Annotated in this window: 21 protein-coding genes; 16 read left to right on the top strand and 5 right to left on the bottom strand. The window is 69.0% G+C overall.

Annotated features, from left to right (window positions below; translation table 11 throughout):
• Positions 1–24 precede the first annotated feature (24 nt).
• Together OG241_RS13525 and OG241_RS13520 are read right to left on the bottom strand one after the other, a co-directional pair.
• Complete coding sequence (locus OG241_RS13525) at positions 25–741, bottom strand: ABC transporter permease (protein ID WP_405826184.1); 717 nt, start codon at positions 739–741, stop codon at positions 25–27.
• A gap of 148 nt (positions 742–889) precedes the next feature.
• Positions 890–1,813, bottom strand: a complete 924-nt coding sequence (locus OG241_RS13520) for an ABC transporter ATP-binding protein (RefSeq protein ID WP_405815542.1) — start codon at positions 1,811–1,813, stop codon at positions 890–892.
• A 227-nt stretch (positions 1,814–2,040) separates the two neighbouring features.
• On the opposite strand from OG241_RS13520, the gene OG241_RS13515 reads away from it, so the two are divergent.
• The 8 genes from OG241_RS13515 to OG241_RS13480 are packed head-to-tail and all read left to right on the top strand — an operon-like array spanning position 2,041 to position 8,688.
• The gene (locus OG241_RS13515) at positions 2,041–2,844 is read left to right on the top strand and encodes a helix-turn-helix transcriptional regulator (protein ID WP_405815541.1); all 804 of its coding nucleotides are present in this window, start codon (positions 2,041–2,043) and stop codon (positions 2,842–2,844) included.
• Entirely contained in the window at positions 2,841–4,265 is a 1,425-nt protein-coding gene (sufB, locus tag OG241_RS13510) for a Fe-S cluster assembly protein SufB (RefSeq protein WP_405815540.1), read from the top strand. The genes OG241_RS13515 and sufB overlap by 4 nt, the downstream gene beginning before the upstream one ends.
• 58 nt (positions 4,266–4,323) lie before the next feature.
• On the top strand, positions 4,324–5,511 hold the full coding sequence (gene sufD / locus OG241_RS13505; RefSeq protein ID WP_405815539.1) for a Fe-S cluster assembly protein SufD: 1,188 nt from the start codon (positions 4,324–4,326) through the stop codon (positions 5,509–5,511).
• The gene (locus OG241_RS13500) at positions 5,511–5,840 is read left to right on the top strand and encodes a non-heme iron oxygenase ferredoxin subunit (protein WP_405815538.1); all 330 of its coding nucleotides are present in this window, start codon (positions 5,511–5,513) and stop codon (positions 5,838–5,840) included. Before sufD ends, OG241_RS13500 begins: the two co-directional genes overlap by 1 nt.
• 7 nt (positions 5,841–5,847) lie before the next feature.
• Complete coding sequence (gene sufC, locus OG241_RS13495; RefSeq protein WP_405815537.1) at positions 5,848–6,615, top strand: Fe-S cluster assembly ATPase SufC; 768 nt, start codon at positions 5,848–5,850, stop codon at positions 6,613–6,615.
• Positions 6,612–7,868, top strand: coding sequence for a cysteine desulfurase (locus OG241_RS13490; RefSeq protein WP_405815535.1), 1,257 nt, complete (start codon positions 6,612–6,614; stop codon positions 7,866–7,868). Before sufC ends, OG241_RS13490 begins: the two co-directional genes overlap by 4 nt.
• A gap of 20 nt (positions 7,869–7,888) precedes the next feature.
• The gene (gene sufU / locus OG241_RS13485; RefSeq protein ID WP_405815534.1) at positions 7,889–8,356 is read left to right on the top strand and encodes a Fe-S cluster assembly sulfur transfer protein SufU; all 468 of its coding nucleotides are present in this window, start codon (positions 7,889–7,891) and stop codon (positions 8,354–8,356) included.
• A complete protein-coding gene (locus OG241_RS13480) occupies positions 8,353–8,688 on the top strand; it encodes a metal-sulfur cluster assembly factor (protein ID WP_006373967.1) in 336 nt (111 codons plus the stop codon). Before sufU ends, OG241_RS13480 begins: the two co-directional genes overlap by 4 nt.
• A gap of 102 nt (positions 8,689–8,790) precedes the next feature.
• Here OG241_RS13480 and OG241_RS13475 read toward each other — a convergent pair whose 3' ends face one another.
• The gene (locus OG241_RS13475; protein WP_405815533.1) at positions 8,791–9,657 is read right to left on the bottom strand and encodes an AbfB domain-containing protein; all 867 of its coding nucleotides are present in this window, start codon (positions 9,655–9,657) and stop codon (positions 8,791–8,793) included.
• A 225-nt stretch (positions 9,658–9,882) separates the two neighbouring features.
• Between OG241_RS13475 and OG241_RS13470 the strand changes: the two genes are divergently transcribed.
• The 3 genes from OG241_RS13470 to dapD all read left to right on the top strand — a co-directional run bounded on the left by OG241_RS13470 (position 9,883) and on the right by dapD (position 12,025).
• A complete protein-coding gene (locus OG241_RS13470) occupies positions 9,883–10,203 on the top strand; it encodes a DMT family transporter (RefSeq protein ID WP_405815532.1) in 321 nt (106 codons plus the stop codon).
• Positions 10,203–10,742, top strand: a complete 540-nt coding sequence (locus OG241_RS13465) for a TetR/AcrR family transcriptional regulator (protein WP_405815531.1) — start codon at positions 10,203–10,205, stop codon at positions 10,740–10,742. The genes OG241_RS13470 and OG241_RS13465 overlap by 1 nt, the downstream gene beginning before the upstream one ends.
• 293 nt (positions 10,743–11,035) lie before the next feature.
• Positions 11,036–12,025 (top strand): 2,3,4,5-tetrahydropyridine-2,6-dicarboxylate N-succinyltransferase, encoded by a 990-nt coding sequence (gene dapD / locus OG241_RS13460; protein ID WP_405815530.1) that lies wholly within the window; start codon positions 11,036–11,038, stop codon positions 12,023–12,025.
• A gap of 150 nt (positions 12,026–12,175) precedes the next feature.
• Here dapD and dapA read toward each other — a convergent pair whose 3' ends face one another.
• Positions 12,176–13,084 carry a 4-hydroxy-tetrahydrodipicolinate synthase gene (gene dapA / locus OG241_RS13455; protein ID WP_405815529.1) on the bottom strand — a complete coding sequence of 303 codons (909 nt, stop codon included), beginning with the start codon at positions 13,082–13,084 and terminating at the stop codon, positions 12,176–12,178.
• Positions 13,085–13,225: 141 nt separating this feature from the next.
• Between dapA and OG241_RS13450 the strand changes: the two genes are divergently transcribed.
• A complete protein-coding gene (locus OG241_RS13450) occupies positions 13,226–13,933 on the top strand; it encodes an ArsR/SmtB family transcription factor (protein ID WP_405815528.1) in 708 nt (235 codons plus the stop codon).
• Between the two features lie 5 nt (positions 13,934–13,938).
• Positions 13,939–14,685, top strand: coding sequence for an SRPBCC domain-containing protein (locus OG241_RS13445; RefSeq protein ID WP_405815527.1), 747 nt, complete (start codon positions 13,939–13,941; stop codon positions 14,683–14,685).
• Between the two features lie 48 nt (positions 14,686–14,733).
• On the opposite strand, the gene OG241_RS13440 is transcribed toward OG241_RS13445, so the two are convergent.
• Positions 14,734–16,563: an endonuclease/exonuclease/phosphatase family protein gene (locus OG241_RS13440; RefSeq protein WP_405815526.1), complete on the bottom strand. Its 1,830-nt coding sequence runs from the start codon at positions 16,561–16,563 to the stop codon at positions 14,734–14,736.
• 482 nt (positions 16,564–17,045) lie between these two features.
• On the opposite strand from OG241_RS13440, the gene OG241_RS13435 reads away from it, so the two are divergent.
• The 3 genes from OG241_RS13435 to OG241_RS13425 all read left to right on the top strand — a co-directional run bounded on the left by OG241_RS13435 (position 17,046) and on the right by OG241_RS13425 (position 22,339).
• Positions 17,046–18,518, top strand: coding sequence for a hypothetical protein (locus tag OG241_RS13435; RefSeq protein WP_405815525.1), 1,473 nt, complete (start codon positions 17,046–17,048; stop codon positions 18,516–18,518).
• A gap of 323 nt (positions 18,519–18,841) precedes the next feature.
• Positions 18,842–20,284 carry an alkaline phosphatase PhoX gene (locus OG241_RS13430; protein WP_405815524.1) on the top strand — a complete coding sequence of 481 codons (1,443 nt, stop codon included), beginning with the start codon at positions 18,842–18,844 and terminating at the stop codon, positions 20,282–20,284.
• Positions 20,285–20,755: 471 nt separating this feature from the next.
• The gene (locus tag OG241_RS13425) at positions 20,756–22,339 is read left to right on the top strand and encodes a TROVE domain-containing protein (RefSeq protein ID WP_405815523.1); all 1,584 of its coding nucleotides are present in this window, start codon (positions 20,756–20,758) and stop codon (positions 22,337–22,339) included.
• The last annotated feature ends 30 nt before the right edge of the window (positions 22,340–22,369 follow it).

The raw sequence follows: 22,369 nt of genomic DNA, 5'->3' as shown, positions 1-22,369 counted from the left end.
CGGCCGGTCCCGACTCGTTACGGCTCATTCCCAGCGGAAGAACCGGCCGGCCGCCGCCAGCCCCACGACCGCCCAGACCGCGAGGATCCCCAGGTCCCCCCACGGCATGCCGGCACCGTGCTGCAGAACGTCCCGCAGCCCGTCCGACAGGGCCGAGATCGGGAGCAGGGCCAGCACGTCCTGGACGCCGGACGGGAACTTGTCCAGCGGGACGATCACCCCGCCGCCCACCAGGAGCAGCAGGAAGACGAGGTTCGCGGCGGCCAGGGTGGCCTCCGCCTTCAGGGTGCCCGCCATCAGCAGGCCGAGGCCCGAGAAGGCGGCGGTGCCGAGGAGGAGCAGCAGCAGTACGGCGAAGGGGTTGCCGTGCGGGGACCAGCCGAGCGCGAAGGCGATCACCGTCACCAGGGCGACCTGGAGCACCTCGGTGACCAGCACGGACGCTGTTTTCGCCGTCATCAGGCCCCAGCGGGGGAGCGGCGAGGAGGCGAGCCGCTTCAGGACGCCGTAGCGGCGCTCGAAGCCCGTCGCGATGGCCTGGCCGGTGAAGGCCGTGGACATGACCGCGAGGGCGAGGATGCCCGGGGCGAGGAAGTCGACCGCCTTGCCGGTGCCCGTGTCGACGATGTCCACCGAGCCGAACAGCAGCAGGAGGAGGGTGGGAATGACCACGGTCAGCAGCAGCTGTTCGCCGTTGCGCAGCAGCATCCTCGTCTCCAGGGCCGCCTGGGCTCCGATCATGCGGGGGAGCGGGGCGGCACCGGGCTGCGGGGTGTAGGTCCCCTTGGTGGCGGTCGTCACGAACGCAGCTCCTTGCCGGTCAGCTCCAGGCTGTGTCTTCCCGGGGGACAACCCCCGGACCCCCGGCAGATTCTTGTGTGGGCCGGAATCATGAACGCAGCTCCTTGCCGGTCAGCTCCAGAAAGACGTCTTCCAGGGTGTGCCGTTCCACCGAGATCCGGTCCGGCATCACCCCGTGCTGGGCGCACCAGGACGTCACCGTCGCCAGGAGCTGTGGGTTGACCTTGCCGCCGACGCGATATGCGCCCGGGGTCAGCTCGACGGCCGTGCAGTCCGCCGGGAGGGCCTTCAGCAGGGAGCCGACGTCCAGACCCGGCCGGCCCATGAAGCGCAGGGTGTTCTCGGCGCCGCCGCGGCACAGCTCGTCCGGGCTGCCCTGGGCGATGACCTTGCCGGCGTCGATGATCGCGACGTCGTCGGCGAGCTGCTCGGCCTCGTCCATGTGATGGGTGGTGAGGATGACGGAGACCCCGTCGGTGCGCAGGTCGCGGACCAGGTCCCAGGTGGCGCGGCGGGCCTGGGGGTCGAGGCCGGCGGTCGGCTCGTCCAGGAACACCAGTTCCGGTCGGCCGACGACCGCCATCGCGAGCGCCAGGCGCTGCTGCTGGCCCCCGGAGAGGCGGCGGTAGGTCGTCCGGCCGCAGCTGCCGAGGCCGAGGCGTTCTATGAGCGCGTCCACGTCCAGGGGGTGTGCGTGCAGCTTGGCCACGTGGCGGAGCATCTCGTCGGCGCGGGCGCCCGAGTAGACGCCGCCGGACTGGAGCATCACGCCGAGCCGTGGACGCAGGGCGGCGGATTCGCGTACCGGGTCGAGGCCCAGGACTCGTACGGTCCCGGAGTCCGGTCTGCGGTATCCCTCGCAGGTCTCGACGGTGGTCGTCTTGCCCGCGCCGTTCGGGCCGAGTACGGCGGTGATGCCTGCCCGGGCCACCAGGTCGAGGCCGTTCACGGCGGTTTTGGTGCCGTACCGCTTCACCAGGGCCTGGACCTGGACCACGGGCTCGCTTCGCATGGGTCCAGAGTCTAGGTACGGGAGGAGTCGTCCCGGTGCGCGGGGGCCGGGTCCAGGCTCGGTGTGCGACGGCTCCAGCCCTGCTCCTGTGCTGCTCAGGGCTGTCCGCTGATCGATCAAAGATCGTTTCCGCAGGTCAGGTTAGGTGAACCTAAGTGATGCAGGGCACCGTCGAGGAGGCGGGACGCGGCTTGCCGCGCTCTGAGGAATTACGCAACAATGGTGTTGTGAAAAACGTCGGCGAGGTTCGGGAGGCCCCCATGGGTGCCCCCCAGGAGGATGTCGCGACCGGTGAGCGCTCGACGCGCAACCGGGTCGCGCGGTCCATCCTGGACCACGGTCCGTCGACCGTCGCCGAGCTCGCCGGGCGCCTCGGCCTGACCCATGCGGCCGTACGGCGTCACCTTGACGCGCTGGTCGCCGACGACGTCGTACAACCGCGTGAGCAGCGGGTCTACGGGGCACGCACCCGTGGTCGGCCCGCCAAGGCCTTCGCGCTCACCGACTGCGGACGCGACGCCTTCGACCAGTCCTACGACAAGCTCGCCATGGACGCGCTGAGCTGGATCGCGGCGCGCGAGGGCGGCGACGAGGCGGTGCTCGCCTTCGCGCGGGCCCGGTTCGCCGAGCAGGCCGCGAACTACCGCGCGGCGGTCGAGGCCGCCGACCCCGAAAAGCGCGCCGAAGCCCTGGCCAAGGGCCTGAGCGCGGACGGGTACGCTGCTACGGCGCGCAGCGCACCGGTCGGCGAGCAGCTCTGCCAGCACCACTGCCCGGTGGTCCATGTCGCGGAGAAGTTCCCGCAGCTCTGCGAGGCGGAGACCGAGATCTTCTCCCAGCTGCTCGGAACGCATGTCCAGCGGCTCGCGACCATCGCCCACGGCGACGGTGTGTGCACGACATTCATCCCGAAGGCCTCGCACGCCTCGGCTCCGCCCGCTCCACCTGCTCCGCCCGCTCCACAGTTGTCCACCACGTTGTCCACCGCCCATAAAGCATCTGCAAGTACCGCCGGGAGGAACCCAGCATGACGCTCCCCATCGAGGAGACTGCCCACCCCGAGCTCGAGGGTCTGGGCACATACGAATACGGCTGGGCCGACTCCGACGTGGCCGGTGCCTCTGCCAAGCGCGGCATCAACGAGGACGTCGTCCGCGACATCTCCTCGAAGAAGTCCGAGCCCGAGTGGATGACCAAGCTCCGCCTCAAGGGCCTGCGCCTCTTCGAGAAGAAGCCCATGCCGAACTGGGGCTCCGACCTGTCGGGCATCGACTTCGACAACATCAAGTACTTCGTGCGCTCCACGGAGAAGCAGGCGGAGTCCTGGGAGGACCTGCCCGAGGACATCAAGAACACGTACGACAGGCTCGGCATCCCCGAGGCGGAGAAGCAGCGCCTGGTCGCCGGTGTCGCCGCGCAGTACGAGTCGGAGGTCGTCTACCACCAGATCCGTGAGGACCTGGAGGAGCAGGGCGTCATCTTCCTCGACACCGACACCGCGCTGAAGCAGTACCCGGAGCTCTTCAAGGAGTACTTCGGGACCGTCATCCCGGTCGGCGACAACAAGTTCGCGTCGCTGAACTCCGCGGTGTGGTCCGGCGGCTCGTTCATCTACGTGCCGAAGGGCGTGCAGGTCGAGATCCCGCTCCAGGCCTACTTCCGTATCAACACGGAGAACATGGGCCAGTTCGAGCGGACCCTGATCATCGTCGACGAGGGTGCCTACGTGCACTACGTCGAGGGCTGTACGGCGCCGATCTACAAGTCGGACTCCCTGCACAGCGCGGTCGTCGAGATCATCGTCAAGAAGAACGCGCGCTGCCGCTACACGACCATCCAGAACTGGTCGAACAACGTCTACAACCTGGTCACCAAGCGCGCCGTGGCGTACGAGGGCGCGACCATGGAGTGGATCGACGGCAACATCGGCTCCAAGGTCACCATGAAGTACCCGGCCGTGTACCTGATGGGCGAGCACGCCAAGGGCGAGACCCTGTCGATCGCCTTCGCAGGCGAGGGCCAGCACCAGGACGCCGGCTCCAAGATGGTCCACATGGCGCCGAACACCTCCTCGAACATCGTGTCGAAGTCGGTGGCGCGCGGTGGCGGCCGTACGTCCTACCGCGGTCTCGTCGAGATCGGCGAGGGCGCCCACGGCTCCAAGTCCAACGTGCTGTGCGACGCGCTGCTGGTGGACACCATCTCCCGCTCCGACACGTACCCGTACGTCGACGTCCGCGAGGACGACGTGTCCATGGGCCACGAGGCGACCGTCTCCAAGGTCTCCGACGACCAGCTCTTCTACCTGATGAGCCGCGGTCTGACCGAGTTCGAGGCGATGGCGATGATCGTGCGCGGCTTCGTCGAGCCGATCGCCAAGGAGCTGCCCATGGAGTACGCGCTGGAACTCAACCGGCTGATCGAGCTCCAGATGGAAGGCTCGGTCGGCTAAGCGCCGGTCGCCGTCCCCAGCAAGCCACTTACGCAGGAAAGAGAGCAGACCGACAGCCATGGCTGAGGCTCAGAATATTCCGGTGGGCTCCACCACCGCCGGCTCGATCGCGGTGGCCGCTGCCGCCGAGTCGACCGTCGCGACGCGCATGAGCGCGCCGCCGTCCTTCGACGTGGCGGACTTCCCCGTCCCCCACGGCCGCGAGGAGGAGTGGCGGTTCACCCCGCTGGAGCGCCTGCGCGGGCTGCACGACGGCACCGCCGTCGCCACCGGCACCGGTGTCAAGGTGGACGTCCAGGCACCCGAGGGCGTCACCGTCGAGGCCGTCGGCCGCGACGACGCGCGCCTCGGGCGGGCCGGCACCCCCGTGGACCGCGTCGCCGCCCAGGCGTACAGCGCCTTCGACGTGGCCGGTGTGATCACCGTCCCCAAGGAGACGGTCCTCGCCGAGCCGATCCGCGTCGCCGTGCACGGCGAGGGCGGAGTGGCCTACGGCCACCAGGTCATCGAGCTGGGCGCCTTCGCCGAAGCCGTCGTCGTCCTCGACCACACCGGTGACGCCGTGCTCGCCGCCAACGTCGAGTACGTCCTCGGCGACGGCGCCAAGCTCACCGTCGTCTCCGTCCAGGACTGGGACGACCAGGCCGTGCACGTCGCCCAGCACAACGCGCTGATCGGCCGCGACGCCACCTTCAAGTCCTTCGTCGTCACCTTCGGCGGCGACCTGGTACGCCTCCACCCGCGCGTCTCCTACGCCGGCCCCGGTGCCGAGGCCGAGCTGTTCGGCCTGTACTTCACGGACGCCGGCCAGCACCAGGAGCACCGCCTCCTCGTCGACCACAACACCCCGCACTGCAAGTCGAACGTCGTCTACAAGGGCGCGCTCCAGGGCGAGGGCGCCCACGCGGTGTGGATCGGCGACGTGCTCATCGAGGCCAAGGCCGAGGGCACCGACACCTACGAGATGAACCGCAACCTGGTTCTCACCGACGGCGCCCGGGTGGACTCCGTACCGAACCTCGAGATCGAGACCGGTGAGATCGTCGGCGCCGGGCACGCGAGTGCCACCGGCCGGTTCGACGACGAGCAGCTGTTCTACCTGATGGCCCGCGGTATCCCGGCCGACGAGGCCCGTCGGCTGGTCGTCCGCGGCTTCTTCGCCGAGCTGGTCCAGCAGATCGGCGTCGAGGACATCCAGGACCGCCTTCTCGCGAAGATCGACGAGGAGCTGGAGGCATCCGTCTGATGACTGCCTCCCCGACGTTCGTACGCGCCTGCGGGCTGAGCGAGCTGGACGAGGACACCCCCAAGCGGGTGGAACTCGACGGCACGCCGGTCTCGGTCGTCCGTACCGAGGGTGAGGTGTTCGCGATCCACGACATCTGCTCGCACGCGAACGTCTCGCTCTCCGAGGGCGAGGTGGAGGACTGTCAGATCGAGTGCTGGCTGCACGGCTCCAGCTTCGACCTCCGCACCGGCAAGCCGTCCGGCCTTCCCGCGACGCGCCCCGTCCCCGTATACCCCGTAAAGATCGAAGGGGACGATGTGCTCGTCTCCCTCAACCAGGAGTCCTGAGGAACCCATGGCAACGCTTGAAATCCACGACCTGCACGTCACCGTCGAGGCCGACAACGCCACGAAGGAGATCCTCAAGGGCGTCGACCTCACCGTGAAGCAGGGCGAGACCCACGCCATCATGGGCCCCAACGGCTCCGGCAAGTCGACCCTCGCCTACTCGCTCGCGGGTCACCCGAAGTACACGATCACCGGCGGCACCGTGCTGCTCGACGGCGAGGACGTCCTGGAGATGTCCGTCGACGAGCGCGCCCGCGCGGGCCTGTTCCTGGCGATGCAGTACCCGGTCGAGATCCCCGGTGTCTCCGTCTCCAACTTCCTTCGTACGTCCGCCACCGCCGTCCGCGGTGAGGCGCCGAAGCTGCGCCTTTGGGTGAAGGAGGTCAAGGAGGCCATGCAGCGCCTCAACATGGACCCCTCCTTCGCCGAGCGCAACGTCAACGAGGGCTTCTCCGGCGGTGAGAAGAAGCGCCACGAGATCCTCCAGCTGGAGCTGCTCAAGCCGAAGGTCGCGATCCTCGACGAGACGGACTCCGGTCTGGACGTCGACGCGCTGCGCATCGTCTCCGAGGGCGTCAACCGCGTCCGCGAGTCGGGCGAGGTCGGCACCCTGCTGATCACGCACTACACGCGCATCCTGCGCTACATCAAGCCCGACTTCGTCCACGTCTTCTCCGACGGCCGGATCGCCGAGTCCGGCGGCGCCGAACTCGCCGACAAGCTGGAGAACGAGGGCTACGAGGCTTACACCACGAAGGGTGGCGTATCCGCGTGACACAGCTGCCGGGCCTCCTCGACACCGAGGCGATCCGTAAGGACTTCCCGATCCTCGACCGGGTGCTCCACGACGACAAGAAGCTCGTCTACCTGGACAACGCGGCGACCTCACAGACGCCCCGCCAGGTCATCGACACCCTGTCCGAGTACTACGAGCAGCACAACGCCAACGTGCACCGTGGCATCCATGTGCTCGCCGAGGAGGCCACGGCGCTGTACGAGGGCGCGCGCGACAAGGTCGCCGCGTTCATCAACGCGCCCAGCCGCGACGAGGTGATCTTCACCAAGAACGCCTCCGAGTCGCTGAACCTCGTGGCCAACATGCTGGGCTGGGCCGACGAGCCCTACCGGGTCGACCACGAGACCGAGATCGTCATCACGGAGATGGAGCACCACTCCAACATCGTGCCGTGGCAGCTGCTCGCGCAGCGCACGGGCGCGAAGCTGAAGTGGTTCGGCCTGACCGACGACGGCCGGCTCGACCTCTCGAACATAGACGAGGTCATCACCGAGAAGACGAAGATCGTCTCCTTCGTGCTGGTCTCCAACATCCTGGGCACGGTCAACCCGGTCGAGAAGATCGTGCGCCGGGCGCAGGAGGTCGGGGCCCTGGTCCTGATCGACGCCTCGCAGGCCGCCCCGCACATGCCGCTGGACGTACAGGCCCTCCAGGCCGACTTCGTGGCCTTCACCGGTCACAAGATGTGCGGCCCGACGGGCATCGGGGTGCTGTGGGGCCGCCAGGAGCTGCTGGAGGACCTCCCGCCGTTCCTCGGTGGCGGCGAGATGATCGAGACCGTGTCGATGCACTCGTCGACGTACGCTCCCGCCCCGCACAAGTTCGAGGCGGGCACTCCGCCGATCGCCCAGGCGGTCGGTCTCGGTGCGGCGATCGACTACCTCTCCGCGATCGGCATGGACAAGGTCCTCGCCCATGAGCACGCGCTCACCGAGTACGCGATGAAGCGGCTCGGCGACGTCCCCGACCTGCGGTTCATCGGCCCGAGCACGGCCGAGGACCGGGGCGCGGCGATCTCCTTCACGCTCGGCGACATCCACCCGCACGACGTGGGCCAGGTCCTCGACGAGCAGGGCATCGCGGTCCGCGTCGGCCACCACTGCGCCCGCCCGGTCTGCCTGCGCTACGGAATTCCTGCGACCACGCGAGCGTCGTTCTATCTGTACTCCACGCCGGCCGAGATCGATGCTCTGGTCGACGGGCTGGAGCACGTACGGAACTTCTTCGGCTGAGGAGATTGGCGAGCGATCGCATGAAGCTTGATTCGATGTACCAGGAAGTCATCCTGGACCACTACAAGCACCCGCACGGGCGTGGTCTGCGGGACGGCGACGCCGAGGTGCACCACGTCAACCCGACGTGCGGCGACGAGATCACCCTGCGCGTGAAGTACGACGGTACGACGATCAGCGATGTCTCGTACGAGGGCCAGGGCTGTTCGATCAGCCAGGCATCGGCCTCCGTGCTGAACGAGCTCCTGGTCGGCAAGGACGTGTCCGAGGCGCAGAAGATCCAGGAGACCTTCCTGGAGCTGATGCAGTCCAAGGGCAGGATCGAACCGGACGACGCGATGGAGGAGGTGCTGGAGGACGCTGTCGCGTTCGCCGGTGTCTCCAAGTACCCGGCCCGGGTGAAGTGCGCGCTGCTGAGCTGGATGGCGTGGAAGGACGCGACGGCCCAGGCTCTGGGCTCGGACGCCGCCGAAAGGAAGACGGCATGAGCGAGACAACCATTGAGATGAAGCCGGCCTCGGAGGACGAGGTCCGCGAGGCGCTGTACGACGTCGTCGACCCCGAACTGGGCATCGACGTCGTCAACCTCGGCCTGATCTACGGCATCCACATCGACGACGCCAACATCGCGACGATCGACATGACCCTGACGTCGGCGGCCTGTCCGCTTACGGACGTCATCGAGGACCAGGCCAAGTCCGCCACGGACGGCATCGTCAACGAGCTGCGCATCAACTGGGTGTGGATGCCGCCGTGGGGCCCGGACAAGATCACGGACGACGGGCGCGACCAGCTGCGGGCGCTCGGGTTCAACGTCTGAGACATCGTCTGAGCAACGTCTGAGACAACACCGTATGCGAAAGCGGCGGCACCCCTCTCGGGTGCCGCCGCTTTCGCATGTGACTCAGGTTTCGCATGTGCCTCAGGCCAGCGGGGCCACCACGCGGAAGTAGAAGTCCTGCCGGTTGGTCGTGTTGTAGCCGTACGGGTCCAGGCGCAGCTGGAAGTTCTTGTGGCGCAGCGCGTAGTTGGGGTAGTTCACCGACTGGAGCACGGCCGCGCCCGTGTACCCGGAGTAGCCGCCGCAGAAGGTGGCGTCCTGCTTGAACAGCGAGGAGCCGTCGTTGCGGTCGGCGTGCAGGACGAAGTCGCGGTGGCGCAGGTACTTGCCGTCGTGCGTCTTGAACGAGTAGCAGGAGTTGTTGGACAACCCCTTGACCACGCTGAAGGTGGAGTCCTGGCGGGACTCCGAACCGCCGACCTGATCGAGCTTCACCAGGCCGTCTGACACGTGCCAGTAGCGGTCGGGATAGTTGACCGCCTCGACGGAACGCAGGAGGGAGCGGTCCGGGCTCGAGGGAGCGGCCGAGGACTTGCTGGGGGACGGGGACGCGGCGGGCGGCTTGGGGGCTTCCGACACGGGAGCGGAGGCGGAACCCTTGACGTCCGGGGCGGGAGCGGGGGTCGTGGCGGCCGACGTGGTCGGCTGCGCCGACGACAGGCCGCTCTTTCCGCCCGGGGGCTCCGTGCCGGCCGCGGACGGAGAGGCGAAGGTGAGGAGACCGGGGTACGTCGAACCGGGCGACGCCGCAGGGGCCTTCGCCACGGGCACCGTTTCCTCGGGCTCCCGGTCCGTGATGACGATCGCGGTCACACAGGCGGCCACGACCGACAGGGCCAGGGTGCCCGCCATCCAGAGCCGCCGCGTCCCGGGCACGCGCGTGGTGTCCGGGGCCCAGCCGTTCTCCCAGGGTTGATTTGGGATGAGCCGGGGCTTTTCTTCTGTCATGCGCTGTTCCTCCGGCGTCGCCTGTGGCGAACGTGTGAATGAGTGGTTGAAACAGTAATGGACGCGAGGCTAGGGGACGTCCAGTGCCGTGAGAAGGGTTGTTTCCTCAATGAGACCGAGGGGTGGGGGAGTTGATGGCGTGGTGCGGAGTGCGGGTGGATTTGCGCGGGTGCTGCGTGCAGGCGTTGTGTACGACTGTACGTATCGATGTGTACACTCGTACACATGGGATATGTGTTGCTGGTCGGAGCCATCGCCGCGGAGGTGGGTGCCACGACCGCCATGAAGTACAGCGACGGTTTCAGCAGGTTGTGGCCGTCCGTGCTGACCGGACTGGGGTATGCCGTCGCGTTCGTGCTGCTCGCCCAGACGCTGAAGACCGTGTCCGTCGGTACGGCGTACGCCATCTGGTCGGGCATCGGGACGGCAGCGGTCGCGACGATCGGTGCGGTGTTCCTCGGGGAGGGCATGAGTGTGGCGAAGGTCGCAGGACTCGTGCTCATCATCGGCGGGGTCATCGTGCTCAACATGGGCGGTGCGCACTGATGGGGCGGCGGTACGACCCCGAGCGGCGCCAGCGGATCATCGACGCGGCGATCCGGGTGGTGGGGGAGAAGGGGATCGCCGGGCTGAGTCATCGGTCGGTGGCGGCCGAGGCGGATGTGCCGCTGGGGTCCACGACGTATCACTTCAACACCCTCGACGAACTTCTCGTGGCCGCGCTGCGACAGGCGAACGAGGGGTTCGCGAAGGTGGTGGCCGCGCGGGGTGGGCTGCGGGACGACCGGGTCGATCTGGCGGGGGAACTCGCCGGACTGCTGGGGGAGTGGTTGTCGGGGGACCGGGCGGGGGTCGAGCTGGAGTGCGAGTTGTATTTGGCGGCGCTTCGGCGGCCGGCGTTGCGGCCTGTCGCGGCGGAGTGGGGGGAGGGGGTTGCGGAGATGTTGGCCGAGCGGACGGATGCGGTGACGGCTCGGGCGTTGGTGGCGGTGCTGGACGGGATGTGTCTGCAGGTGCTGCTTACGGGGGGTGTTTATGAGGAGGGGTTTGCTCGGGAGGTGTTCGGGAGGGTGTTGCGGGGGTAGGGGGGTTTGTTTCCCACCCACCCGCCCGTCTCGGTTTGATTGCTGGGTGCCCTCGAACTGCCTTTTCCCGCCCGCCCGCCCGACTCGGTTCGTTTGCTGGGTGCCGTTGAAACTGCTTCCCCGCCCACCCGCCCGTCTCGGCCCGATTGCAAGGGGGCCTTGAACTGCTTCCCTGCCGCCCGGCTCGCCTCGATTACCGGGCTTCCTTGAACTGCTCGGGTTTCGTTGCCCGGTCCTTGAGATGTGCTTCTAGTGGTTCGCCCGGGTGGGGCGGCTCACGTTAGGTTTTCTCCATGACCGACACGACTGCTTCCCGCACCACCGGCGCCGTGGCCGCCGGGCTTGCCACGCTTGCCGCCGACGGCACCGTTCTCGACACCTGGTTCCCCGCCCCCGAGCTGTCCGCCGAGCCCGGCCCCGCCGGTACCGAGCGGCTGTCCGTCGAGCAGGCCGTCGAGGCGCTCGGCGAAGGGGCGGCGAAAGCGGTCGGGCCGGACGCGCGCAGGGGCGTCGAGGTGGTCGCGGTCCGTACGGTCATCGCCTCCCTCGACGACAAGCCCCTCGACACGCACGACGTCTATCTCCGCCTCCACCTGCTCTCGCACCGGCTCGTGCAGCCCCACGGGCAGAGCCTGGACGGCATTTTCGCCCACCTCGCCAACGTCGCCTGGACCTCGCTCGGCCCGGTCGCCGTGGACGACGTCGAGAAGGTGCGGCTCAACGCGCGCGCCGAGGGCCTGTACCTCCAGGTCACGTCCGTCGACAAGTTCCCCCGCATGACCGACTACGTGGCCCCCAAGGGCGTCCGCATCGCCGACGCCGACCGGGTGCGCCTCGGTGCGCACCTCGCCGAGGGCACGACCGTCATGCACGAGGGCTTCGTCAACTTCAACGCCGGCACGCTCGGTACGTCGATGGTCGAAGGCCGTATCTCCGCCGGTGTCGTGGTCGGCGACGGTTCCGACATCGGCGGCGGTGCCTCGACGATGGGCACGCTGTCCGGTGGCGGCCAGGTCCGTATCACCATCGGCGAGCGTTGCCTGGTCGGCGCCGAGGCCGGCGTCGGGATCGCCCTCGGTGACGAGTGCGTGGTCGAGGCCGGGCTGTACGTCACCGCCGGCACCCTCGTCACCATGCCCGACGGGCAGATCGTCAAGGCCCGCGAACTCTCCGGCGCCTCCAACATCCTCTACCGCCGCAACTCCGTCACGGGCAAGGTCGAGGCCCGCCCGAACAACGCTGTCTGGGGCGGTCTGAACGACGTCCTGCACAGCCACAACTGACGGACCCCCGTACCCCTACCCGTACTCGTAGATCCGATGGAGGACGTGCTGGAGCACTTCCTGCTGTCGGCCTTCAGGGGCCGGGGCCAGGGCCCGTACCGCCGCCTTCGTGTGCGCGGTACGGGTCCCTTTCCGTTCGGTCGCCGCGCCCTACGGCATGTCCCGTACGTCCTCGTACGCCGCCAGCAAGGCGTCCGTCGCCTCTCGGCCTGCCGACCTCAGCGGGGCCCGTACCGGACCCGAGGGCAGGCCCAGCCCGCTGAGCAGGGCCTTGGCCGTTACCGCGCCGGGCAGGCCGGACGCCATCATCAACTCGATTAGCGGCAGCGCCTGTTGCTGGAGGCGGGCGGCCTCGGTGGTCCGGCCCGCGTCGAACGCGTCGATGATCGACCGGAAGTGACGGGGGATCACATTCGCCACGGTGCTGACGTATCCGGCGCCCCCCAGCGCGTACAGCGCCAGTACGTACTCGTCGCAGCCCGTGTGGATCGCCAAGTCGGTCCGGGACAGCACCTTCTGAGTGCCCATCAGGTCGTACGCGCAGTCCTTGACGGCGACGATCCTCGGGTGGGCGGCGAGGCGGATCATCGTCGCGGGGTCGATGCGGACACCGGTGCGGCCCGGGATGTCGTACAGCATCAGGGGCAGGGCGGTGGCGTCCGCCAGGTCCTGGAAGTGGGCCTCGATGGCGTCCTGCGGGGGCCTGCTGTAGTAGGGAGCGACCGCCAACAGGCCGTCCGCGCCCGCCTTTTCGGCCGCCCGTGCCAGTTCCACGGAGTGCAGGGTGTCCGCGGTGCCGACGCCGGCGACGACTGACGCCCGCCCTTCGACCGCCTCCCGGACCGCCCGTACCAGAGCGGACTTCTCCGCGTCCGTCGTGGTCGGGGACTCGCCCGTCGTACCGGAGAGGACGAGGCCGTCGCAGCCCCCGGCCACCAGTCGGTCGGCGAGCCGCTGCGCACCGTCGAGGTCCAGGGCCCCCTCTGCGGTGAAGGGGGTGACCATCGCGCACAGGGCGCGGCCGAAGGGGGGAGGGGGCGGCGTGGGTGGTGTCGTCATGGCAGTAGTCTCGGCGAGGCATTCGTGAAGCTCTACTTAATTCTTGTACCGGGTGTGTGTAAGTAACGCTTCATCATTACGATCCTCGCCGAAGAATTTTCTCCCCTGGACAAAAAAAGTTTTCGGTGGCACGGTGGAGCCATGCTGGACGTCACCGTGATCGAGGACCCGGCGGCCGCCGCCGTCTCGCTGGACCCCATACGGGGCCGGCTGCTCGCCGAGCTGGCCGCCGGGCCCGCGTCGGCCGCCATGCTGGCCGGCAAGGTGGGACTGCCCCGGCAGAAGGTGAACTACCACCTCAAGGCGTTGGAGCGGCACGGGCTGGTCGAGCTGGCCGGGGAGCGCCGCAAGGGCAATGTCAACGAACGGCTGATGCGGGCGACCGCCGCGTCGTACGTCATCTCGCCGCTCGCCCTGGCCGCCGTACAGCCCGATCCCGACCGGTTCCGGGACCAGCTCTCCGCGCGCTGGCTGCTGGCGGTCGGGGCGCGGCTGGTGCGGGACGTAGGCACACTGGTCACCGGGGCCGCCCGGGCCCGTAAGCGGCTCGCCACCTATGCGCTCGACGGTGAGGTGCGGTTCGCCTCCGCCGGCGACCGGGCCGCGTTCATCGACGAGTTGACGGCCGGTGTCAGCGCGCTGGTGCGCAAGTACGACTCGCCCGGCGTCGAGGGCGGGCGCGACCACCGGATCGTCGTGGCGGTGCATCCGACGGTCAAACCTCCGGTCGGCGAGGCTGGTGAGGCCGGTGAGCCGACTTCCGGTACGGCGGACAGCGTTGACGTCGCCGGCACCGTGGATATCGACAAGATCGTAGAGATCACAGGCACTGCGGAGAATCAGGAGTGAGCGCCATGTCCGAAGAAGTTTCCAGGGAATTCGAGATCGCTCGTGAGTTCGAGGTCGACGCCAGTCCGGAGGAGGTGTGGGAGGCGTTCACCACGGGGACCGGAGGATATCTGTGGCCGATGGAGCCGCCGGAGCCGCGGGTCGGCGGCAGGGGGCCCTTCGGGTCCAAGGTCATCGCCTGGGACCCGCCGCACCGCTACACCAATCGCGTCGAGAACGTCGACGGCATCTCCGAGCAGACCCTCAACCAGCTCGACTACACGGTCGAGCCGCGTGACGACGGCCGCCGGGCCTGGGTGCGGTACGTGCACAGTGGCATCTTCGTGGACGACTGGGACAACCAGTACGACGGCGCCGCCCGGCACACCGACTTCTATCTGCACACCCTGCGCGAGTACCTGACCCACTTCGCGCCCCGGCCTGCCGCGTTCGCCACCTTCGACGGGCCCGAGGCGTCCAAGGCAGCCGACGCCCTCGCCGCCGTCGGGCGGGCGCTCGGGGTCGGGGAGGACGTGCCGGTCGGTTCGCGGGTGACTGTCCAGGGGCCCGACGAGTTCGAGGCCGTGGTCGACTTCCGCAACGCCTACTTCATCGGGCTGCGCACCGACCGGGGGCTCACTCGCTTCTTCGGGCGCAACCACTGGGGCTACCCGGTCGGCATCTCCCTGCACGACTTCACGCCGGGCGCCGACATCAAGGAGTGCGAGACAGCCTGGCAGGGCTGGCTGAACGGTGTGTTCAACCAGCCCTGATCCAGCCCTGATCCAGCCTCTCCAGAGGGAGTTCCGGGAGTTCCGGAGTTACGGCTGGAAGCGCAGCACCTGCGGGTCGTGGTCGCTGATCTGGTCGTTGAACTCCGAGTTGATGTGCACGGAGTCGTAGTCGAAGTCACAGCCGCGGCTGATCGACGGGCTGACCAGGATCTGGTCCAGGACCTGGCTGTTGCCCTGGTAGTCGTAGGTGTAACGCTCGCTCTTCGGCAGCGACTTGATCGCCGACCACAGCGCGCCGTCGTCCTCGAGCAGCTTCGCGGTGTCGGAGAACTCGAAGTCGTTGATGTCGCCGAGCGTGATCACGTCCGCGTTCTTCTGGACCTTGAGGATGTCCTTGACGAACGTGTTCACCGCGGTCGCCTGGAGGTGACGCTGGGTCTCCGAGCTGCGCGCCGGCGGCTGGAACTGCGAGGTGAGACCCTGGTCGCCGCCCTTCGAAGCGAAGTGGTTGGCGATCAGGATGACGGTCTTGCCGCGGAAGACGAACTCGCCCGCGAGCGGCTTGCGGCTGTTCGTCCAGGCCACGTTCGTCGGGTCTATTCGGCCCGGCGAGAGGGTCAGGGCCGCCTTGCCGTGGTCCTTGGTGACACCGACGGCGGTCGTGGCGTCGCCGCCCGGCCGGTCGGTGAAGGAGACCCGCGCCGGGTTGAACAGGAACACCTGACGGATGTTGCCGCCGGGCTCGCCGCCGTCCGCGAGGTTGACCGGGTCGATGGAGCGCGACTCGTACGCCGGGCCGCCCGCCGCCACGATCGCGTCGATCAGCTTCTTGACCGTCTGGTCGGCGGCGACCGTACCGTCGCTCGTCGCACCGTTGTTGTCCTGGATCTCCTCCAGGGACAGGATGTCGGGCGACTGCAGGTTGTTCACGATCGCGGCGGCGTGCGCGGCGAAGGTGCTGTCCGACGGGTCGAGGTTCTCGACGTTGTACGTCGCCACCGCGAGCTCGTTACGCGACTGCTTGCGGGTCGTCTCGCGCTTCAGGCCGCCCTGCTTGAGGGTGCCGAGCTCGCCCGCGACGAGCGTGTAGCCACCGAACTGGTTGTAGTCCAGCGGGCCGGTCGTGGCGCCCTTGAGGCTGTCGCCGACGTTCGCGGTCGGGAAGTCGGCGACCGCGCCCAGGGACTGGATCTGGAGCCGGCCGGTGTTCTGCGAGGTGTACGCGCCGTACACCGTGCCGCCCCGCCAGTTGGGGTTCTCCCACGGCTTCACCGTGACCCACAGCTCGGTGTACGGGTCGGTGGCGGTGACCACGCGGGCGTCCTTGACCTGGACGTTCATGCCCTCGAGGGACTCGTAGTAGTCCAGGGCGTACTTCTTGGGCTGCAGCGTCAGCGCGTTCACCGAACCGCTCGCGGCGGTGTCGCCGGCCGGGCTGTAGGCGGCCGGTACGGACCGGGCGTCGACGACGACCGGGGCCGGGACCGCGTTGCCGCTGGAGACGACGGTGACCGTCGGCTTGACGATCTCCGTCACCGTCTGGTTGCCGGACGAGGCGCCGCCCGGCACGTACTCCGAGACCGTGCCGGTCACGGTGACCGAGTCGCCGACCGCGACGGTCGGCTTGGAGCTGGTGAAGACGAAGACGCCCTCACTGGTGGCCGGGTCGGCGTCCGGGGCCGTGTCCTGGATCCAGAACCCGCGCGACGAACCATAGGTACGGACACCGGTGACGATTCCCGCCACGTCCGTGACCTTCTGGCCCGCGAGCGGCGACAGGCGCGTGGTGCCCTGGATGTCATGAATACGCACCGTGTCGGCGTGAGCGGTCGACGGCAGCACCACCAGGGTGGCGAGCGTGGAACAGACGGCGGCGACAGTGAGCGCGCCGAGGCGCGCGGAAGACTTGCTCGGCAACGGGATCCCTCCGGGGACAAACATGGGTGCCGGGACGAAGGTGCTAAGGGTGGTGCCGTGGGGGGAACGCGAGCTGCAGGGCGGCTGGCGACGCGCGTAGACATCGGGTGAACTCCCGGTGCGAAAAGCTTCGCACCGAAGGCTCGGTACCGGGCGTTCGGCAGTGAACGCCCGGCTTGGGAGAACAGTGAACACGATAGAACCTGGCGGAAGACAAGGCGATGCGGTGGACCGGCTTCCCCTCGACTTCTACGCGCGTCAATCTCCTGCCTGGTCACGCCACTTGTCAAGGTTTCAGCCATGTGCCAGCTCTGACAGGTTCATGAACCGGGCGGCATGGTGCCAAATCCGTCTAGGCTGAGCGGCTGAGTCGTACGGCCCTCAACACAACGTCGTACGGTCGTCAGACGCCGTCGTCGGACTCCGGGCACATCCGGATGCCGGTCGTACGGCCATTCGGGCGCCTGAGGAGAAAACAGCCGATGTCAGACAGCTCCCCCCTGCCGCCGGTGCGACTGCACTCCGAAGCGGAACTGGCGCGGGACGCGCTCGCCGCCCCGCTGGTGTCCCGCGCCGCCCGGCTCGCCCGCTGGGCCGGACCGGACACCAGGGTCGGGGCCGGCGGCGAACTGGTCCAGGAGCAACTGGCCGCGGCGGCACGGGCTCTGGGCCTGATCGAGGGTGAAGCCGAGGGCGAAGCTACGGCTGGGGCGGGCGTCGAGGACGCGCTCGCGGACGCCGGTGAGGCGTGGCGGGTCGCCGTGGACGCCGGGCTCGTGGAGGTCGTCGACGAGGAAGAGGGCACCGTCACCGTCGGCGAGGATCTGGCGCTGCTCACCTCCGGGTCGCCGCACGAGGTGCTCGCGGTGTGGCTCGGGGCGCTGGAGACGGTCCTGGCCGACGCGAGCGTGCCCGACCTCGACGATCTCGTCGGCGGCATGGACGAGAGCGCGGAGGTCGACTTCTCCCAGCTGGACTGGGACCCCGAGGCGGAGGCCGACTTCCTCGACGGTGTGCTCGCCAACCTGTACCTGCTGAGCGTCAGCGAGGCCGGGCCTGCCGACGGGCCGGTGCCGTTGCCGGCGCTGGCCGCGTCGATGGTCGTACCGAGCGACATGGGGGAGCCGACCAACGACGTCCTGGAGCAGGTCTCGGACATGATGATGCGCCTCGACGACCAGTTCAGGCTGCTCGAACCCATCGGGCTCGTCGCCTACCAGCCCGTCGACGAGGCGCTCATGGCGGACATCGACGACTCCGCCGAGGGTACGCCGACGGGCGACGACACCGACGTGTCCCGCTACGGCATGGTGCGGCTGACCCCGCTCGGCCTGTACGGCGTACGCGCCCGGCTGCTGGAGGCCGGCTTCGAGGCGCCCGCCGTCGGCGACCTCGCCGACAAGGGCGCGGACGCGCTGCTCGACGGCACGGCGGCCTTCCCCGAGACGGCCGCGCGGGCCGAGACCGAACAGTGGCTGACGCGCCGCGAACCTCTCGCCGCGGCACGGGAGTTGCTCTCGGCGGCGCGGGGCGGCGACGCCGGTGCGCCGCTGCGGCGGCTGCGCTGCCAGCAGGCGCTGTCCCTCGTCGGCGCCGGGGCCGAACCCGCGCTGCGCGAGGTCCTCGACGACGCCGAACTGGGCGGCCTCGCCCGGGTCTGGCTCAGCGAGCAGGGCGCGCCGGACGTGCCGGCGCCGTCCGAGGCGATGGTCTTCTGGCTGACCATCGACACGGTGGCCGCGCAGCTCGCGGCCGAGGGCAACTCGGCGGAGCTGATCGGGCTGGTCGAGGGACTCGCCCAGCAGCACGGTGGCTTCTTCGAGACGGCCTGGCGGGTGGACCATCCGGCTACGCCGGACGTGCTGGAGGCGATGGGGAGGTTGCATCCGGACAAGCGGGTTGCCAAGGAGGCGCGGAAGGCGGCGTTCAAGGCGCGGTCGCAGCAAGGGGGTTGAGCGGGGCGGAAGGTGTGGGGGGTGGTGCGGGCCGACGCCGACTGCGGGTGCGTCGTGGCTTGTCGCGCAGTTCCCCGCGCCCCTTCGGCAGTGCCCCTTCGGGGCAGCTGCCTACCGGGGGTGGTGTGGGCCGGTCTCCGGCTGCGGGTGCGTTGTGGCTGGTCGCGCAGTTCCCCGCGCCCCTCGGCAGTGCCCCTTCGGGGCAGCTGCCTCTGGGGGGCCTTATGGAAGCGGGGGCTGTGAAGTCGCCCTCCGTTCAGGCCCTGTTCAGACTGGGGCGGGACGGTGGCGGTCACGGGACGTCCACCGTTACAGGAGACATCATGTCGCTCACCCGCAGGGACTTCGGCAGACAGTCCGCGATCACCTCGGCCGGGGTCGCGCTGGCCGGCAGTGTCGGCGCCCTCGCCACCGCGCCGGGGGCCCTCGCGGCCACGGAGAGCACGGCCGGGGAATCGGCGGACAGGCATCACGGAGTCGGCTACGGGCCGCTCCTGCCCGACCCCAAGGGTCTGCTGGCGCTGCCCGCCGGATTCTCCTATCGCGTGATCACGTACAGCGGGAAGACCACGCTGGAGTCCGGTGAGATCACCCCCTCCAACCATGACGGCACGGCCGCCTTCGCGGGCCCGCGCGGTACCACGCTCCTCGTCAACAACCACGAGCTGAAGGGCCCGCGCGCCGACTGGAAGTACCCGGTGCCGCTCACCGAGGGCCTCGTCTACGACCCCGCCGCGTCCGGCGGCTGCACGGTCGTCGAGGTGCGTCCTGGCGGCCATGTCGCCGAGTGGGTGGGCATCGCCGGCACCTCCACCAACTGCGCGGGCGGCAGCACCCCTTGGGGCACCTGGCTCACCTGCGAGGAGAACTCCGACCGCGCCGGCGTCAACGGCATGACCAAGGACCACGGGTACGTCTTCGAGGTCGACCCCTCCGACAAGCGCGCCAACCGGAACCCCAAGCCCCTGAAGTTCTTCGGGCGTTACAACCACGAGGCCGTCGTCATCGACCCCAAGCGTGGCGACGCCTACCTCACCGAGGACGCCGCGTCCCCCAACGGCCTTCTCTACCGCTGGACTCCGCCCCAGCAGTGCCACCACGGCCACGGCAACTTCCGCACCCTCTCCGACACCGCGGGCACCCTCCAGGCGCCCAAGTGCTTCGACTCCGCCGGCAAGTTCGTCGACGACCTCTCGCGCGCAACGAAGATCGGCACGGTGTACGGCGTCGACTGGGTCGACGTACCCGACCGCGACGCCAAGACCGTCGACGTGCGCAAGCAGTTCGGCGCCGGGGAGATCACCCGGGCCCGCAAGCTCGAAGGCATGTGGTGGGGCGACGGCGGCACCTACATCGTCTCCTCGTACGCCCGCGCCGAGAGTCCCGTCCAGCACGACGGCCAGGTCTGGTTCTACGACCCCAAGCGCCGCACGCTCACCCTCAAGGTCCTGCTGGGTGTGAACCCCGACCCGTCGGCCGACGGCGCCTTCGACGGCCCCGACAACATCACCGTCTCCCCGTACGGCGGCCTGGTCATCGCCGAGGACGGCGAGGGCGTCCAGCACCTGTTCGGCGCGACGGACAGCGGACGTACGTACCCGATCGCCCGCAACGAACTCAACGCCGGTACCGAAGAAGCGCCCGAATACAGCGAGTTCACCGGCGTGACCTTTTCGCCGGACGGGAAGACGCTGTACGCCAACATCCAGACGCCGGGGATCATGCTGGCGATCACGGGGCCCTGGAAGCGGCAGAAGCGCGGATAATTAATTGGGTCGCTCGGCCCGCGGTAAGCCTCCTAGAGTGATGAACGTCCAGGTGCGAAGGCAGGACCTACTTCCACTCATAATGGGGCGGCCGCGGGTTCGAGTCCCGTCACCGGTACAACGCGCCGGTGTAGCTCAGGGGTTAGAGCACCTACGTCGGTTCCGCCGGCTTCGATCTCTGGACACCCAGAAATTCAGGCACCTCCCGGTGCGCGATTCGATCTCGGGGAGGCGCGGCAAATGGTGGGTGCCCGGTGCGAAGGCAGCGGATACTTCGGGAACTGGTGGGGATAGCTCCTCATGCGGATTCAAATCCCGTCATCGACCTCAGGTCGGTGTGGCGGAACGGAAGACGCGCCAGTTTATAAGCGACCGTCGCCGATCTCGACCTCGGGCACCCTCCTTTTGCCGCGCCTCCCTCCAAAAAATCCGTTCCACGCACGAAGTGCTGGCGAATGGGGGGAATTCATCATGGCGCGATTCAACACCAAGGCCGCCAAGGCGCGGCCCACCTCGCGGGTCACCTCGACGGGGCGGGTGCTCCGTACCCACCAGGGTGGCCGCGGGCGTGAGCGGGACGAGCGCTCGGAACTGTTCCTGCTGTCGATCGCCAACTTCGTGGCGCAGAAGACCTTCTACGAGAGTGGCGAGGACCGCGACGACCGGTTCACCGCGCTCGTCCGCCGGCTCGCTGTCACCGACCCGGCGTGGACGGCCGGCCTGCTCGGCTGGCTGCGCGGCGAGGGCAACCTGCGTACGGCCGCCATCGTGGGCGCCGCCGAGTACGTGAAGGCGCGGCTCGACGCGAACGCCACCGACGGTCCTACCAACCGTCAGGTCATCGACTCCGTACTGCGGCGCCCAGACGAGCCCGGCGAACTGCTCGCCTACTGGACCTCCCGGTACGGCCGCAATATTCCCAAGCCCGTCAAGCGCGGCATCGCCGATGCCGTACGGCGGCTCTACAGCGGCAAGTCGCTGCTGAAGTACGACACCGCGTCCAAGGGCTACCGCTTCGGCGACATCCTCAATCTGGTGCACGCGGCGCCGGACCCGGACAAGCCGTGGCAGGGCGAGCTGTTCCAGTACGCGCTGGACCGGCGCCACAACCCGGACACGGCCATCGTCCCCAAGTCGCTGCCCGTGCTCACCGCACACCGTGACCTGATGGCGCTGCGGCCGGCCAAGCGGCGCAAGGTCGTGACCGGCGCGGGCGGCGCGGGGCGGCTCGCGGACGCGGGCATGACCTGGGAGGCGCTGGCAGGCTGGCTGCAGGGCCCGATGGACAAGGCGGCCTGGGAGGCGGTCATCCCGTCCATGGGGGCGATGGCGCTGGTGCGCAACCTGCGAAACTTCGACGGGGCGGGAGTGAGCGACGAGGTCGCGGCGTGGGTCGCCGCCAGGATCAGCGACCAGGCCGAGGTCGCGCGCTCGCGGCAGTTCCCCTTCCGGTACCTCGCCGCGTACCGGCACGCGCCCTCGCTGCGCTGGTCGTATCCGCTGGAGCAGGCGCTCGGACACTCGCTGGCCAATGTGCCGGCTCTGGACGGGCGGACGCTCGTCCTCGTCGACCGCTCGGGCTCGATGTTCTTCTCCCGGCTGTCCGACCGTTCGGAGCTCACCCGGGCCGACGCGGCGGCGATCTTCGGCTCGGCGCTCGCGCTGCGGGCGGCGGGCGCGGATCTGGTCGAGTTCGGTACGTCGAGCAAGCGCGTGTCGTTCCGCGAGGGCGAGTCGGTGCTGAGAATCCTGGACCGCTTCGGCGACCTGGGCGGCACCGACACGACCGAGGCGGTCCGGCGCCACTACCGCGGGCACGACCGGGTGGTGATCGTCACGGACGAGCAGTACGGCCACAGTGTGCACGGCGACCCGACCGAGCAGGTACCGGCCGACGTACCGGTCTACACCTGGAACCTCGCCGGGTACCGGGCGGGCCACGGCCCGTCCGGGTCGGGCAACCGGCACACTTTCGGGGGGCTCTCCGACGCGGCCTTCCGGATGATTCCGCTGCTGGAAGGCGCGCGCGACGCGGACTGGCCGTGGGTCGTCTGAGGCGAGGCGACGCAAAGCGGGACGAGCGGT

Origin of the sequence: Streptomyces sp. NBC_01390, assembly GCF_045040105.1 — a bacterium.
In the GTDB taxonomy this organism is placed as follows: Bacteria; Actinomycetota; Actinomycetes; order Streptomycetales; family Streptomycetaceae; genus Streptomyces.
Note: the sequence above shows the minus strand (reverse complement) of the source record. Positions and strands in the feature narration are given on the sequence as shown.